The sequence below is a fragment of the Modicisalibacter xianhensis genome, from assembly GCF_900113605.1.
GTDB lineage: Bacteria > Pseudomonadota > Gammaproteobacteria > Pseudomonadales > Halomonadaceae > Modicisalibacter > Modicisalibacter xianhensis.
The window spans coordinates 87675-102817 of sequence record NZ_FOPY01000008.1 but is presented as its reverse complement, the minus strand read 5'-3'; the positions used below and the strand labels follow the sequence as shown (position 1 = coordinate 102817).

Sequence of the window (15143 nt, the reverse complement as noted above, 5' to 3'; positions counted from 1 at the left end):
TCATGCTGTGGCGTTTTCGGTCGGGCCTGTCCCCTATCACCCGTCGGCGCATTGCCGTTTTCCGCGGTAACCGCCGGGCTCGCTGGTCGCTCTGGCTGTTTGCCCTGCTTTTCGCAATCAGCCTTGGCGCGGAGTTCATCGCCAACGATAAGCCCATCGTCATGCAATACCAGGATCGCTGGTATGCTCCGATGTTAGTCGATTACCCCGAAACCGAGTTCGGCGGATTCCTGCCTACCACAGCGGATTACCGGGACGACTTCGTGCATGACGAAATCGCCAGCAACGGCTGGATGCTCTGGCCTCCCATCCCTTTCAGCTACGACACACTGGACCGTAACCTCTCCCACCCGGCCCCATCCCCGCCGACTGGCCGACACTGGCTGGGAACCGATGATCAGGGGCGTGACGTTCTGGCCAGGGTGATCTACGGGTTTCGTCTCTCGGTGGTCTTCGCGCTGGTACTGACCGCCGGCTCGCTGGTCCTTGGCGTGGTTGTTGGCGGTATCCAAGGCTACTTTGGAGGAAAGGTCGACCTGATCGGTCAGCGCTTCACGGAAATCTGGTCTGGGTTGCCAGTCTTGTTCCTGCTGATCATCCTAGCCAGCCTGGTCGAGCCCAATCTCTGGTGGCTACTGGGCATCATGCTGCTCTTTTCATGGCTGGGTCTCGTGGACATCGTGCGTGCGGAATTCCTGCGTGCGCGCAACCTGGAGTACGTGCGTGCCGCTCGCGCCTTGGGACTGCCGTCACACTTGATCATGTGGCGGCATGTTTTACCCAACGCGATGGTCGCAACCCTGACCTTCATTCCTTTCCTGTTTACGGGGGCGATCACTACCTTGACCGCCTTGGATTTCCTGGGCTTCGGCCTGCCGCCCGGTTCGCCTTCGCTGGGTGAACTGGTGGCTCAGGGCAAGAACAACCTTCAAGCCCCCTGGCTCGGGATTACTGCTTTCATCACGCTAAGCTTGATGTTGTCGTTGCTGGTGTTCATTGGCGAAGGCCTGCGGGATGCCTTCGATCCGCGGCATATTCTGGCTCCCATGCAACCGGATACCGAGACCTCCATGGCACCGCTCACCAAGGAGCCAGCCGATGAGCGCTGACATCGTCTTTTCCCTGCATCGTTTCAGCATTGCCTTCGGCAACATGAAGGTAGTGGACAATCTCTCCTTGGACATTCGGCGCGGCGAAACCTTGGCGCTGGTGGGCGAATCGGGGTCTGGAAAATCGGTCAGCGCCCTGGGTGCCATGGGGCTGTTACCTGCCAGTGCCCGTGTTTCCGGTGAACGGCGCCTATCAGGCACCGACCTGTCCACCTTGACTGCAACAAAATGGCAAGGAATCCGCGGCAACCAGGTCGGTTTCATCTTCCAAGAGCCAATGACATCCTTGAACCCGCTGCACACCATTGCCAAGCAGATCGGTGAAACCCTGCGCCTGCATCAGGGCTTGACCGGACGTGCGGCACGCGAGCGCGTTCGCGAGTTACTGGTTCAGGTCAAGCTGCCTCGCCCCGATGAACTCCTCGATACCTGGCCGCACCAACTTTCCGGTGGGCAGCGTCAACGCGTGATGATAGCCATGGCTATCGCCAACCGGCCCCGCCTTCTAATCGCCGACGAGCCGACCACAGCACTCGATGTTACCGTTCAGCAGGACATTCTGGCCTTGCTGGCTGAACTTCGTGAAACGCATGGCATGGCCATGCTCTTCATCACTCATGACCTGAATCTCGTACGCCGACACGCCGATAGGGTCTGTGTGCTGTATCGTGGCCAGGTGCAGGAAACGGGACCGGTCAGCGAGGTCTTCAATCATCCCCAAAGCGACTATACGCGCACCCTGTTGGCTGCCGAGCCCGAAGGCCGCCCGGCACACCTTGTGCCCAGCGCGCCCGCACTGCTTGAAACTCGCCAGTTGGAAGTCGCTTTTGCCCGCCCCAAACGCCTTTTCTCCCGACGTCGCCCACCGTTTGTGGCCGTACACCCGCTTGACCTGCATCTGCAGCGCGGCGAAACCCTGGGCATTGTCGGTGAATCGGGGTCTGGAAAGACCACGTTGGCCATGGCAATACTACGATTGACCGGCTCGACAGGAGAAATCACGTTCGCCGGGGATCGAATCGATCACCTAAAGGGCGATCACCTGCGCAAGCGAAGAGGCGACTTTCAGATCGTCTTCCAGGATCCTTTTGGCTCGCTATCCCCACGTATGCCGGTAGCCGATATCGTCAGCGAGGGGCTGCGTTTCCATCAACCTGAGCTTGGGAGTGACGATATCCTTCGACGGGTTACCAGGGCACTTCAGGAAGTCGGCCTGCCTGCGGATTGCAGTGCGCGTTATCCGCACGAATTCTCCGGGGGCCAACGTCAGCGCATTGCCATCGCCCGCGCCTTGATCCTCGAACCGCAACTGCTGGTACTCGACGAACCCACCTCTGCCCTCGACCGTACTGTGCAGAAGCAACTGGTCGAGTTGTTGCGTGATGTACAGGCACGACGTGGCTTGAGCTACCTGTTCATCAGTCATGACCTGGCTGTAGTACGGGCCATGGCGCACCGAGTGATGGTTCTCAAGGATGGCGCCGTCGTCGAACAGGGCGATTGCGAGCAGGTCCTGCATTCTCCACGCAGTGGATATACGCAGGCACTGGTCGATGCAGCCGGCTTGAGCGGTTAGACCTGCGCCAGAATCTGCTCGTGATCCTTGGCCAAGTGACTTCTTACCAGAGCGGCGACCAGCACGGGGAACTGTTCGGCAGTAACATGTTTCGCCAGGCTGGTGGCATCTTGACCTAGCCCCAGCTTACGACTCGCCTTGAGGGCCACATTATCAGCGAAGGGCTGATATTCCTCCCAACTCACCTGAACCTCGCGCAGGAAAATCTCTGCACCCACATCACCGATACCCTTGAACTCCTTGAGTAGGCGACGAGCCTTGTCGATATCCCCCTCTGCCTCGGTGCGCAGTTTGCGAAGATCGCCTGCGTAGCGTGTCTCGAGAATCTGAACCATGTCTCTGAGCTGGCTAGCGGTCTTTTCGTCATAACGGGCATAGCCGTTCTTGTTCAAGATTTCGACCCGCTGCTCCCAACGAGTTGCAGCCATTTTCCGAGATGTTCTCCAGCCTGCCTTGCCCAGGGCCTTGCATGCCTGCATGGCATTACCGGCACTTAGCCTGGCGCTGCTGAGCAGTGCCAGACACAAGAGTTGGAACAAGGGAGAAGGCGTGCCCTTTTTCAGGTCAATACCCAATTCAACGGCAAAGGTTTTACCATGTCTGTCGAGGAGTAATGCAACCACACGTTCTGCTTGACTAGGTTTCATTCAATTATTCTTTTTTTATAATATGAAATAGATAACGGTATAAATCAAAAAGCAGCAATTTCATCGCTGCGCAACATGCGACACTCCCCCGGTTCCAATTCCGGATCCAGAACAAGCGGGCCGATCGATTCCCGGGTTAGCTTTTCCACATGGTTGCCAATGGCTGCGAACATGCGTCGGACCTGATGATATTTGCCTTCGGTAATGGCTACGCGGGCTTCACGGGGCGCGAGAATATCGAGCCTGGCCGGCCTTGTCGGTTCCTCTTCGCCATCCAACCAAAGACCTTTGGCGAAATTCTCGACCGCAATACTGGCCGCCTCGCCCTCCAGTGGTTCGGCTAACGTTGCCAGGTACACCTTTTCGCATTTTGCGCGTGGCGACGTGACCCGATGCGACCACTTGCCATCGTCGGTCAACAGCACGAGTCCAGTCGTGTCGACATCCAGCCGCCCTACCGGATGCAGGCGCTCAACTTTCGGCAAGTCGATCAGTTCCAGTACGGTAGGATAAAGCCCCGGACGCGTCGTGCATTCCACGCCCAATGGCTTGTTCATCATCAGGTAGCGAAAGCCAACTCGCTCGAGACGCTCCCCCAACCAGCGAACATCATGAGAATCATCAACCTGTGTGGCCGGATTCTTGATGACCTCCCCCTCGACAGTCACCTCCTCCCGATGCAGCGCTTTCTTGGCCAGGCTGCGAGTCAGCTCTGTGGTTTCGCAAAGAAACTTGTCCAGACGCATCAATAGTCCACCCTAAAGCGATCGGCATCCATCCAGGCCGGAAATTTCTCTCGGAACTTGGCTAACGCCTCGAGATCGAGCACGCCTGTCCGCACGAAAGGTGTATCACTAGGCTCGTCGATCAGCGCCTCGCCCTTGAAATCGATCAACATCGAATCGCCAGCATAGGACAGTTTCTTGGCATCCTCGCCGACGCGGTTGACGCCAATGACATAACAGAGGTTCTCGATTGCCCGCGCCTGAAGCAGCGTGCGCCAAGGTTGGCGACGCGGAGCCGGCCAGTTGGCAACGCACAGCAGGGCGTCGTATTCGAAGTGCTCTTCACTATCGGGTTGTTGACGCAGCCAGACCGGAAAGCGCAGGTCGTAACAGACCGAAAGCAATAGCCGGAACCCCTTGAGTTCGACGATGGCGCGCTGGCTGCCCATCCCGTAACGCTCGTGCTCGCCGGCCATACGGAACAGGTGCCGCTTGTCATAATGAGTCAGGCTTCCGTCCGGGGTCGCCCAAATCAGGCGGTTGTAGTATTCGCCATTATCCAGCACTGCCACACTGCCCGTGACGACACACTGGCGATTCATAGCCTGATCGCGCAGCCATGCCACACTCTGGCTGCGTTCCATGGGTTCGGCCATTTCACGAGAATTCATGGTAAAGCCAGTGGCGAACATCTCCGGCAGTACGATCAGGTCGGTGTCGTTACCACTCATGTCGCCCAGCAGGGCATCCAGATGACGGCAGTTGGCCGTCGGGTCTTCCCATTGCAGGTCAGGCTGCACCAGGGTGACACGCAACTTGCTCATATTCTCTCCTTGCCGTGGACAGACACGACGCATATGACATTACCCCAAGCCTAACCGATGGTGACCCTGAGCTGCAGCCCGAGGCAGGAAATGATGTTACATTAGCGGCCTATTCAATACGGAAGCTGCCATGAGCCTATCTGCATCAACGGATAAGCAAGCCACGCAAGGCGTTGTCTTTGGGCTTACCGCTTATGTCATGTGGGGCTGCTTCCCCTTGTTCTTCGCTCTCTTCGAAGGCATTCCCGCCTGGGAAGTCTTGATACACCGCATACTGTGGTCCTGCGTCTTTCTGGCAGGATTGATCAGCATCATGCGCCGCTGGGCAGTGGTGAGTGCAGCTTTGGCTCAACCATCACGGTTGTGGCGTGTGCTTGCCTGCGCCCTGCTGATCGGCCTCAATTGGGGAATCTATATCTACGCGGTCGAGACACGCCACGTATTCCAGGCCAGCCTTGGCTACTTCATGACCCCGCTGGTCAATGTGATGCTGGGCATGCTCGTGCTCAAGGAGCGGATGGAAAAACTTCAGGGCGTGGCTATTGGCCTGGCCACGGTGGCCATAGCCATTCAAATGATATTGCTGGGAGAACTGCCTTGGATCACATTGACCCTGGCAGTCTCCTTTGGCACCTACGGGCTTTTGCGCAAGCAGGTACCACTGGATGGCCTGTCGGGGCTTTTCGTCGAGACGCTGCTGCTGCTGCCCTTGGGCTTGCTGGCTATCACCTGGCTGAGTGCAGTAGGAGGATCGCATTTCCTGGCTGGAGATAACCGGGCAACGCTACTACTGATCGCCAGTGGCGTCATAACTGCCCTGCCGCTGATGGCATTTGCCGGTGCGACCCGACGCTTGCGACTCGCGACGGTCGGATTTCTGATGTACATCAACCCGACCCTGCAATTCTTCATTGCGCTGTTGGTGTTCCGTGAACCCTTGGCACCCACACAACTGGCATCGTTTCTGCTGATCTGGGTCGGGCTGGCGCTATATTCCTACTCGGCCTGGCAAAGCCGGCCACGCGAGAAATCAGCGCCAGAATCGGCCTGACGCGGCTTACGTCAACTACCGCAAGCATCGATCATGGCCTCGGCCGCATCGCTGCAGACTAGCCGGTCGATTAGCGCTTCGAGAACGCGCAACGTCGGTGCCTGGCATTGCCAGAGCGATTCACCGGGGGCAAGCATCAGTGCTTCACGGTGCATTTCGGCCGCTGGGTCGTCGCTACGATCCTCGAGTCGCTCCAGGCCCAGGCCATGCAGGTCCTCAACAGCGATCCCCGGTAACAACATGACGCAATTGCGTACCCCTTCTGCATTCAAGGCAATTCGTCGGCCATTGCCCGACAGGCGCCACAACGATAGCCTCAGACGGCTGACATAGCGTTCGGCAATTACCTGCGGCGATTTCTCGAGCCAGTCGGATGCCAGCCGGCCGTTGATACGCCGATCCCGACAAGCTGCGTTGGCATGCGAATACAAAAAGCCGCTGCGCTGAACCATCCAGTCCAGCGCTTCGTCCAGTGGTACACCTTCCTCTCGGGTGTGCGCCATTTCCCGCCGGGAAACGGCATTTCTGACTGTCGTCAGTTTGAGACCGCAGACTGCGGCGATTTCAACGACACTCAAGCCCACCGTGGCATGCAATACTGGAAGCCCGATGCCCGGGTTCAGCCCGACATGTCGCTCCAGCCGGGCACGTACCATGGCTAAACCAAGCAGATGCAGCAAACGGCCCGGAATGGGGGCTCCCTGAGCTTCAGCCAGACTACGCGCCATCGCCACGAAGTTGATGAAGTCTTCCAGCGATGCCGACTCCAGACGGTGCGGAATGCTGAGATCATCGGCCATGGCCCAATTGTGCAGCACATTGAGCGGGCCGCGCATACGCCAGGCCAGGCTGGTGGCGCTCAACGATATTTCCTGCTCGTTATCGATGCCGTTGCACAAACGCAACAGCGGTGCCGCCATCGACACGCTGGCCTGCTCGATCTCGGTCATCAGCGCGTTGATCGCCAGCACATCACTTACTGCCAGACCCAGAAATGGTTCCTGCAGCAAGACCAAGGGCTTGGATGTCCCCTTGTGCATGCTTGTGTTCTCCCCTGCGTATGCACCGATGGCAGTCACTCGGACCGGCAAGCCATACGATGCGGCCCCTGTTCTTATATCACCGTGTCAACGGGCACCGGGCTTATAATCATGACCCTGTATGTTACCGAAGTTAACGGCAGGAAGCAGGAAATCTTGAGGCTGGCTCGGTAAAACCGTTATCCCCCAAGCTAAAGACGCAGGGCTACCAAGAGTCAGGATTCAGGATTGCGGGAGATAACCAATACGGAATCCGCCCCAGTGCCGACCGGCGACGTGAATCGGCACTGACAGATCATGCATGACCTCCCCCGTGTCGCGCTTGTAGGTCTGCACCAGCAACGGTTGAGTATGCGCGCCACAGCGGCGTCCCGTCGGATCATCGAAAATGCGTTTGCTGCGGCTGAACTTCAGATCGGTCTGATAGTCACCGGAGGGCGGCTGGCTGACATGCAGATTGTGGGTAGGGACATAGCCACGACGATCACAAGTAATGGCGTAAGCGGCGCCCAGCGATGACAGAAGCGGTTCCTGTATCGCCGGCAGGTGCCGATCGGTGAACTCGTCATATGGCGTGCGGTACTTGGGTGGCTGCGTATTCTCGACCGGCTGGTACTCGTTGGCGAACAGGTCTTGCTCACTGAGTTCTCCCTGCTTCAAGGCCTTCTCGAGCAATGCGCCGATCTGGTCGGCCGCTCGTCTTGCCTGAAGGAATACTGCCTGATGGCGGCCATCGAGACGCTGCTGGGCCAGTTCGCCGTCAACCGCTTCGGCGGCGTCCATCAGCGCACGTGCCTGATCGGCAAGGTCATGCATGTCGCGATTGCCTTCGTCCACATGACGCTCGAGCATTTCCAGCGTGTGCGCGACCTGACGGGAATGGCTGCGTGTATCGTGCATCGATGCAGCAATGGCGGTGATCTCAGTTTCGACCCTGTCGAAGTCGCTTGTCATCGATGTCAGATGGCCTCCCACGGATTCCACTTCACGCGCTCTATCCCCGACACGCCGCATCAAGTGCCCGATGGTTTCGACGACTCTCTCGCTGCTGTTGCCGATTTCATCGACCAGCGACTCGACCTGATGCGTGGCGTCTGCCGTACGCCGGGCCAGTTCGCGGACCTCCCCTGCAACCACGGCAAAACCACGACCGTGCTCTCCCGCACGCGCCGCCTCGATGGAGGCATTGAGAGAAAGCAGGTTAGTCTGTTCGGCGATATCCTCGATCAAGCTTGTCACATCCCTCACGCTATGGCTCTTGTGACTCAATGCTTCGAGCAACGACAAGGCCTCTCCGGAGCGCTCCGCAAGCGCCGACATTTCACCGATGACCCGTCCGAGCGCCTCGCGGCTGTCCTGGTTGGCCCCTCGCGAGCGGCTCGCAAGCTCGGCAACCTGAGAGGCACTGACCGACACCTGCTCGATGGCAGTGGTGATGGCCCCCATGCTCGAGACCGCTTCGTGGACGATTCTCTCCTGCTCCTGCAAGCGGTGGTCCAGCCGGTCAGCGTGATGAGATACCTCCGCGGAAGCGATAGCCGTACGACCGGCACGACTGATCAAGCGTTGTGCCATCTGGCGCAGCGAAAGATAATCACGAGCGGACGCCGGCAGCCCCCGTTGCCTTAGCGCTGAAAGCGTCCGTTGATCGCTTCGGTAAATACGGGCAAAGCGATCGTGGACCAGTCCGGCAAGCAAGCCCAGTGCGATGGCCACATAGGGAGCCCAGGCGGTATTCAGAAAATGCACCACGGCAATGGCGGCAGCGAGTAGCAGGATCGTGACGAACAGGGTTCCCCGGCGCATGGCGAGTCTCACTCTTCATTATTATTAGCGTTTGAAGTCGAAGAGGATGCGATAGCCTGCAACTTTATGTAACTAGACTTTGGCAGGGCCGGCATTGCTTGTTGCAACGACGGAGAATGGTTGAATTGTTATAATTTTATGCTCCGCTAATTCATTCCGTCATGCGAGAGCAGGATGCTGAAGCGCTATTTCCCCATTCTCGAATGGTTACCTGGCTATGATCGCCAGACGCTGAGCAGCGATGCCATTGCTGCGGTGATCGTTACCCTGATGGTCATTCCCCAGGCCCTTGCCTATGCCCTCCTCGCCGGCCTGCCAGCGATCGTCGGCCTGTATGCCAGCATTCTGCCCCTGTTCGCCTATGCCGTGTTCGGCACCAGCCGGACCCTGGCCATTGGCCCCATGGCCCTGGTGTCATTGATGACCGGTGCCGCGCTTTCCCAGATCGCCACGCCGGGAAGCAACGCTTACCTCGAAGCGGCTATCACTCTCGCCTTTCTCACGGGAATCATCCTGACTCTGATGGGCCTGTTCCGCCTGGGTTTCTTTGCCAATTTTCTCAGCCACCCGGTAGTATCAGGGCTGCTCAGCGCCTCGGGAGTCCTGATTGCCGCAAGCCAGTTGGCAGGCCTGGCCGGAATCGATGCCTCGGGATTCACATTGGTCACGCAACTCAGCAATCTGCTGAGCCATCTCGATGGAATTCATTGGCCCACCCTGGCCATAGGCTTGGCCTCGGTAGGACTGCTGCAATTGTTTCGGCGCGCGCGGCCACGTCTGAAAGACTGGGGCGTGAGACCACGCCATGCCGACTTTCTGGTCAAGCTGGGTCCGCTGTTCGTCGTCGTCCTGATGACGTCGATCTGCTGGGCAGCCGGCTTGCCGAGCCACGGCGTGGACGTGGTCGGCGACGTCCCTGGCCACCTGCCGCCGCTTGGCATCCCCTCCTCGGACCCGGGCGTCTGGCGAGACCTGCTTGTACCGGCCCTGCTGATCGGTATCGTCGGCTTCATCGAGTCGGTCGCCCTCGCCCAGATGCTTGCCGCCAGACGCCGCCAGCGCATTTCTCCCGATCAGGAGCTGATCGGCCTGGGTACATCGAACATTGCCTCGGCCTTGTCGTCAGGTCTACCGGTCGTGGGGAGCCTGTCGCGCACGGTAGTCAACTTCGACGCCGGCGCACAGACGCCCGCTGCCGGCGCCTTCGCCGCGCTCGGCGTCGCCTTTGTGACCCTTTACCTGACGCCGCTGATTCATTTCCTGCCGATTGCCACCCTGGCGGCGATCATCATCGTCTCGGCACTGACTCTGATCGACACACGCACACTACGACGCACCTGGCGCTATTCCTACGGCGATGCTGCCGCCATGCTCGCAACGATCGCGTTGACTCTCGCCCAGGGCGTGGAGGCGGGCATCATTGCGGGTGTCGGCCTGTCCATCGGACTGTATCTCTACCGCACCAGTCGACCGCACAGCGCCCTGGTCGGGCGTATTCCCGGCACCGAGCACTTCCGAAACATACACCGTCATCAAGTCGAAAGCAGTGAGCGAGTCGCCCTGCTGCGCATCGACGAAAGCCTCTACTTCGCCAATGCACGCTATCTCGAAGACACCGTCTATGGGCTGGTAGCGGAACATCCCGAGATCAATCACGTGGTACTGATCTGCTCGGCAGTCAATCTTATCGACGCATCGGCACTGGAGAGTCTCGAAGCCATCAACCTGCGTCTCAAGGACTCCCAGGTCACCCTGCACCTGGCCGAAGTCAAAGGGCCGGTCATGGACCGGCTCAAGCATTCTGACTTTCTTGAGCATCTTACAGGGCAGGTTTTTCTCAGCACCTATGCAGCCTGGAGCGAGCTGCGCCATGGCCATAAGCCGGCCATGGCAACAGAGCTGGGAGAGACACCGCTAGACAACGCCTAGGCCAGCCGACGCTCGCTGTCGGCATCGAACAGTACGGCTCGGCTCATGTCCACGCGGAGATCGATGCAATCCCCTGCGGCGATGCGCATCTTGGGGCCGACTCGGGCCGTGATCTCGCCGTCACCCAGGGGCAGCCGCAACAAAATGTCGGCCCCCGTAGGCTCAGCGACCGATACTTGTGCCGTCAAAAGCGTCCCTTCCGCCCGGTCGCCGAGGCGAATGTCTTCTGCGCTGAAGTGCTCGGGGCGCAAGCCCAGCACCCCCCGACGCCCAACGACATTTGTCATGCCCGGTGCTTCCCGCTCCGTAGGCCAAGGGGCGTCTTTTGACTTGTTATTCTGTGAACAGTCATCCATCGAGTGGATAAAGACACGCTATCCGATTCCCGTACCGGTTGTTACTTCCAGTTTACTAAGAAGTATTCGCGGTTTATCAATCATCGCGAAAAACCTCGTACTTCTAGTGCGAGGATGGATAGCGCGGGACGCAAAGCGTTCCCTATTCCGCTCTCGTCTGTTGCTCAATGTAGTGTTTGACGACGCTCAGCGGCGCTCCGCCGACACTTCCCGCAAAATAGCTCGGGCTCCATAGCGCATTTTTTCGATAGGCGGGCTGTACCAATTCGGGGTGCAGCAGCTTCATCCGCCTGCTCGACACACCCTTCAGGCTATTTACCAGCTTTGAAATCGCCATCTTGGGCGGGAAATTGATCAGTAAGTGCACATGATCGGTGTCACCAGTGAACTCCTTCAGCTCAGCCTCGAAATCCAGACACACCTGCCTGAACAGGGTTTCAAGGGAGTATAGATGCGCGTCGTTGAATACGTTGCCACGACATTTAGTCACGAAGACCAAATGAACGTGCATCTCAAAAACACAGTGTCTGCCGGTTCTAATCGAGTTGATTCCGTCCATAGACCAAGTATACTCAATGCCATGAAGCAGACCAAGACATTAAAAGTTCGCGTAAAAGACAAGCACGTTGCCCAGCTTAACCGCATGGCACGCAGCGTGAATTATGTCTGGAACTATGTGAACGAACTGTCGTCTCGCGCCATTCGTGAACGCAGACTGTTCTTGTCGGCCTATGATCTGCACCCGTATACCAAAGGGGCGGGGAAGGAACTCGGTCTGCATAGTCAGACGTTGCAATGTATCGCAGCGGAGTATGCGACTCGCCGCAAGCAGTTTCGCAAGACCCGCCTGGGTTGGCGCAAGTCGCATGGCCTGCGTCGTTCACTCGGATGGATCCCGGTCAATACCGGCGCAGCCAGGTGGAAGGACGGGCAAGTATTCCACAACGGCAGTTACTTTAAAGTCTGGGACAGTTTCGGGCTGAGCCAGTACACGTTCCGCTCTGCCTCCTTCAACGAGGATGCGCGTGGGCGCTGGTACTTCAATGTGGTAGTCGATGCCGATGTTCAACCCAGCCTCGGACAAGGCGCAGTCGGCGTCGATCTCGGCCTGAAAAATGTTGCCACATGCAGCGACGGCGAAACGCTGGAAAACGGGCGTTTCTATCGCGGCATGGAAGACAAGCTAGCCATGGCTCAGCGTAGCCGTAACCGAAAGCGCACTCGTGCGATTCACGCCAAGATCAAGAACCGTCGCAAGGATGCCTTGCACAAGTTTTCACGCCGTCTGGTTAGCCAGTACGGTGAAGTCATCGTGGGAGATGTCAGCTCACAAAAACTCACCAAGACCAAGATGGCCAAGTCCGTGCTCGATGCCGGATGGGGCCAGTTGAAGACGATGCTGGCCTATAAATGCGCTCACGCAGGCATCGTGTTCAAGGAAGTGCGAGAAAGCTACACCACCCGCACCTGTTCGACCTGCGGCTCGCTCAGCGGGCCACAGGGCGTCAATGGGCTGCGAATGAGAGGTTGGGAATGCGTGGCGTGTGGTGTCACCCACGACCGGGACGTAAACGCGGCCCGGAATATTCTCAATCTCGCGGCGGGGCATCGCCGTCCAGCAGTGGGAATCCCCGGGTTTTAGGCCGGGGAGGATGTCAATACACGCTTGTAATAAATGCCGTTTACCGTCATTACCCCTGCGCACGCAAGGCTGCGATCATGTCGTAGCAGGCGCCCATGGTGTGATAGTCGACCTTGCCTGCCGGGCTCTTGAGATCGGTATAACGGCGATTGTCAGGCGTCAATATCCGATACCAGGCACCGTATCGATGGTCGATCATGTGGCGTAGGCTGAAGTCCCATATCCGCTCGTACCAGCGCCAGAAGCGGCGATCACCGGTGCGCCGACCCAGCATGGCAGCGGCTGCCAGGGTCTCGGCCTGTACCCAGAAATACTTGTCGCCATCACAGATACGTCCATCGAGATCGAGACCGTACACCAGCCCACCATGGGTATCGTCCCAGCCCTTCCCGACGCTGGACAGGAACAGCTCGCAGGCGCGCGGCAACAACCAGGTCGCTTCCGGCCGGTAGCGCTCCAGCAGGACGAGCAGCTTGGCCCATTCCGTCTGGTGGCCGACTTGATAGCCCCAGGGGCGAAACAGGTGCTTGGGGTCGTCGCGATGGTACTCCAGATCGATGCGCCACTGGCTGTCGTAGTGCTCCCATATCCACCCGCCGCCCTGCCTGGCCTGGCGCCGGCAGATAGCATCGGCGATCTGCAGCGCGCGCTCGAGAAACTGCGTGTCGTCAGTCGCTTCATACGCGGCAATCAGCGCTTCACAACTATGCATGTTGGCGTTCTGGCCGCGATAGGCGCTCACATGCCAATGCCTGTCGGCCTCATCGGCGTAGAGCTGCCACTGCGGTTCCCATAAGTGTTGGGTCTGAATTCGGTGAACCCGATACAGTGCGTCTCGCGCCTCATCAATACCGGCCTTGAGCGCCGTGGCATAGGCCAGCATGACGAAGGCCAGACCATAGCAATGGTGGGTATCGTCATCGACCAGGTTATCCTGCAGCGACCAGGCGTACCCCTGATAGGCCGTCTGGAAATGGTGGTTCTCGAGGTACTTCAGGCCATGGCGTGCCCAGTGCAGATACTCGGGCTCGCCGAAGTAACTGGCGTAGAGGGCATAGGTAACGACATAGCGGGTACTCGACACCAGATGACGGTGACTCCTGTCATCGATCTGGCCATCGTCACGCAGGTAGTGAAAGAAGCCGCCCTGCGGATCGATACAGCGTGGATGATAAAAGGCCATCGTCTTGCGAATGTGCGCTTCAAGATGGGTCGGATCGTAGATATCCATGGCGGCTGGCTCCTGTTGTTGTTGTCACGAGCCTAGCCGAACACGAACTGTAAGATCAGCGCAACGATGTGCAAGGCACGGTCCGACACGGGAAATGCAGTGTCACAACCAAGCCACCTGACGGGTGATTGGCCAGGTTCAATGCTGCCCCGTGGGCGTGAGCGATATGGCGGGCAATGCTCAGCCCCAGTCCGCTGCCGCCGGTATTGCGACTCCGTGAGGGCTCCAGCCTGACGAAGGGGGCAAAGACTCGCTGGAACTGGTCATCGGGAATGCCTGGCCCGTGATCGCGAATGACGATATCCAGGGATTCCGCGCCATGCCGTATCGTTACCGCTGCCCGATCACCATGGAAGATGGCGTTCTCCAGCAGGTTGGCCAGGCAGCGCTTAAATGACAACGGTTTGACGCGCAGCGTTGCGGCCTCGCCGGCTACACTCACCTTGCCACCCTGCACCTTGAGATCCTGAGCCAGCGATACCAGCAATTCCCGTACATCAATGATTTTCCACGATTCATCCAGGTCCAGTTCTCTCACGGAGGCCAGCGCCCCCTTGACCAGGGTATCCAGTTCGTCGAGCGAGGCGCAGAAGCGCTCACGCTGCTCGGCATCATCGAGCATCTCGGCGCGCAGACGCAGGCGGGTGATGGGCGTCTTGAGGTCATGCGAAATCGCCGAGAACAGCCGTTCGCGCTCCTTGATCTGGCTGCGAATCCGTTCCTGCATGCGGTTGAAGGCACGTGCCGACGCCGCGACCTCGCGAGGCCCGCGCTCGGACAATGGCACCGCCTCAAGATCATCCCCCAGTTGCCTGGCTGCACGCGCCAGCCGTGCCAAGGGACGAGTCACGCCGCGTATCACCCAGAACGACACGCCAAGCACGGTAACCAGCGCCACGAACAGTACGAAAAGGCGGTCCGCAGACAGCCAGTTGCGCTCATCGATGGCCATGGGCAACGTCGTCGCCACGTAGAGCCAAGCATCGTCCTCGAAGGACAACTGGATGACCAGGATCGGGGACGAGGCCGGCCCCGTCAGTTGTTCAAGCACGATATGGCGATATTCGTAAGGCAGGGAACGAAAGAACCTGACCGTGGAAGAAATGCTGTAGGCCAGGTTGCTTGCCATCTCGTCGAGCTGCTCAGACTGGGCGGAAGGTGCCTGCGCCGCCACAGCGCATAACTGGCCAACTGGGCGCTGAGCCCG

At 58.7% G+C, this 15143-nt stretch carries 14 protein-coding genes; 5 read left to right on the top strand and 9 right to left on the bottom strand.

The features are described 5' to 3' along the window. Window positions 1-2: 2 nt before the first annotated feature. Both BM194_RS11165 and BM194_RS11160 read left to right on the top strand, forming a co-directional pair. Complete coding sequence (locus BM194_RS11165) at window positions 3-1109, top strand: ABC transporter permease (RefSeq protein ID WP_092846738.1); 1107 nt, start codon at window positions 3-5, stop codon at window positions 1107-1109. Continuing rightward, the gene (locus tag BM194_RS11160) at window positions 1099-2685 is read left to right on the top strand and encodes an ABC transporter ATP-binding protein (RefSeq protein ID WP_092846736.1); all 1587 of its coding nucleotides are present in this window, start codon (window positions 1099-1101) and stop codon (window positions 2683-2685) included. The genes BM194_RS11165 and BM194_RS11160 overlap by 11 nt, the downstream gene beginning before the upstream one ends. Here the strand turns inward: BM194_RS11160 and BM194_RS11155 are convergent. From BM194_RS11155 to BM194_RS11145, 3 genes are read right to left on the bottom strand one after another with little or no spacing between them, the layout of a single operon-like run. Continuing rightward, window positions 2682-3332: a hypothetical protein gene (locus tag BM194_RS11155; protein WP_092846734.1), complete on the bottom strand. Its 651-nt coding sequence runs from the start codon at window positions 3330-3332 to the stop codon at window positions 2682-2684. The two genes, BM194_RS11160 and BM194_RS11155, sit on opposite strands and share 4 nt — an antisense overlap. A gap of 44 nt (window positions 3333-3376) precedes the next feature. Continuing rightward, window positions 3377-4078, bottom strand: coding sequence for a pseudouridine synthase (locus BM194_RS11150; protein ID WP_092846732.1), 702 nt, complete (start codon window positions 4076-4078; stop codon window positions 3377-3379). After that, a complete protein-coding gene (locus BM194_RS11145; protein WP_092846730.1) occupies window positions 4078-4881 on the bottom strand; it encodes an amidohydrolase in 804 nt (267 codons plus the stop codon). The genes BM194_RS11150 and BM194_RS11145 overlap by 1 nt, the downstream gene beginning before the upstream one ends. Window positions 4882-5011: 130 nt before the next feature. Between BM194_RS11145 and rarD the strand changes: the two genes are divergently transcribed. Beyond that, window positions 5012-5932 carry an EamA family transporter RarD gene (gene rarD, locus BM194_RS11140; protein WP_092846728.1) on the top strand — a complete coding sequence of 307 codons (921 nt, stop codon included), beginning with the start codon at window positions 5012-5014 and terminating at the stop codon, window positions 5930-5932. An 11-nt stretch (window positions 5933-5943) separates the two neighbouring features. On the opposite strand, the gene BM194_RS11135 is transcribed toward rarD, so the two are convergent. Beyond that, window positions 5944-6972: a hypothetical protein gene (locus BM194_RS11135; protein ID WP_092846726.1), complete on the bottom strand. Its 1029-nt coding sequence runs from the start codon at window positions 6970-6972 to the stop codon at window positions 5944-5946. 222 nt (window positions 6973-7194) lie between these two features. After that, window positions 7195-8778, bottom strand: a complete 1584-nt coding sequence (locus BM194_RS11130) for a methyl-accepting chemotaxis protein (protein WP_092846724.1) — start codon at window positions 8776-8778, stop codon at window positions 7195-7197. A 174-nt stretch (window positions 8779-8952) separates the two neighbouring features. On the opposite strand from BM194_RS11130, the gene BM194_RS11125 reads away from it, so the two are divergent. Continuing rightward, a complete protein-coding gene (locus BM194_RS11125; protein ID WP_092846722.1) occupies window positions 8953-10707 on the top strand; it encodes a SulP family inorganic anion transporter in 1755 nt (584 codons plus the stop codon). Here the strand turns inward: BM194_RS11125 and BM194_RS11120 are convergent. Both BM194_RS11120 and tnpA read right to left on the bottom strand, forming a co-directional pair. Then, the gene (locus BM194_RS11120; RefSeq protein ID WP_244890942.1) at window positions 10704-10994 is read right to left on the bottom strand and encodes a TOBE domain-containing protein; all 291 of its coding nucleotides are present in this window, start codon (window positions 10992-10994) and stop codon (window positions 10704-10706) included. The genes BM194_RS11125 and BM194_RS11120 overlap by 4 nt on opposite strands. Before the next feature lie 211 nt (window positions 10995-11205). Then, the gene (tnpA, locus tag BM194_RS11115) at window positions 11206-11622 is read right to left on the bottom strand and encodes an IS200/IS605 family transposase (protein ID WP_092846718.1); all 417 of its coding nucleotides are present in this window, start codon (window positions 11620-11622) and stop codon (window positions 11206-11208) included. Between the two features lie 21 nt (window positions 11623-11643). Here tnpA and BM194_RS20915 point away from each other — a divergent pair, with 21 nt between their 5' ends. Further along, window positions 11644-12705: an RNA-guided endonuclease InsQ/TnpB family protein gene (locus tag BM194_RS20915; protein ID WP_092846716.1), complete on the top strand. Its 1062-nt coding sequence runs from the start codon at window positions 11644-11646 to the stop codon at window positions 12703-12705. Between the two features lie 49 nt (window positions 12706-12754). Here BM194_RS20915 and BM194_RS11105 read toward each other — a convergent pair whose 3' ends face one another. Both BM194_RS11105 and BM194_RS11100 read right to left on the bottom strand, forming a co-directional pair. Further along, window positions 12755-13936 carry an AGE family epimerase/isomerase gene (locus BM194_RS11105; RefSeq protein ID WP_092846714.1) on the bottom strand — a complete coding sequence of 394 codons (1182 nt, stop codon included), beginning with the start codon at window positions 13934-13936 and terminating at the stop codon, window positions 12755-12757. Window positions 13937-13991: 55 nt separating this feature from the next. Continuing rightward, complete coding sequence (locus BM194_RS11100; RefSeq protein WP_340148082.1) at window positions 13992-15065, bottom strand: ATP-binding protein; 1074 nt, start codon at window positions 15063-15065, stop codon at window positions 13992-13994. Between the last annotated feature and the right edge of the window lie 78 nt (window positions 15066-15143).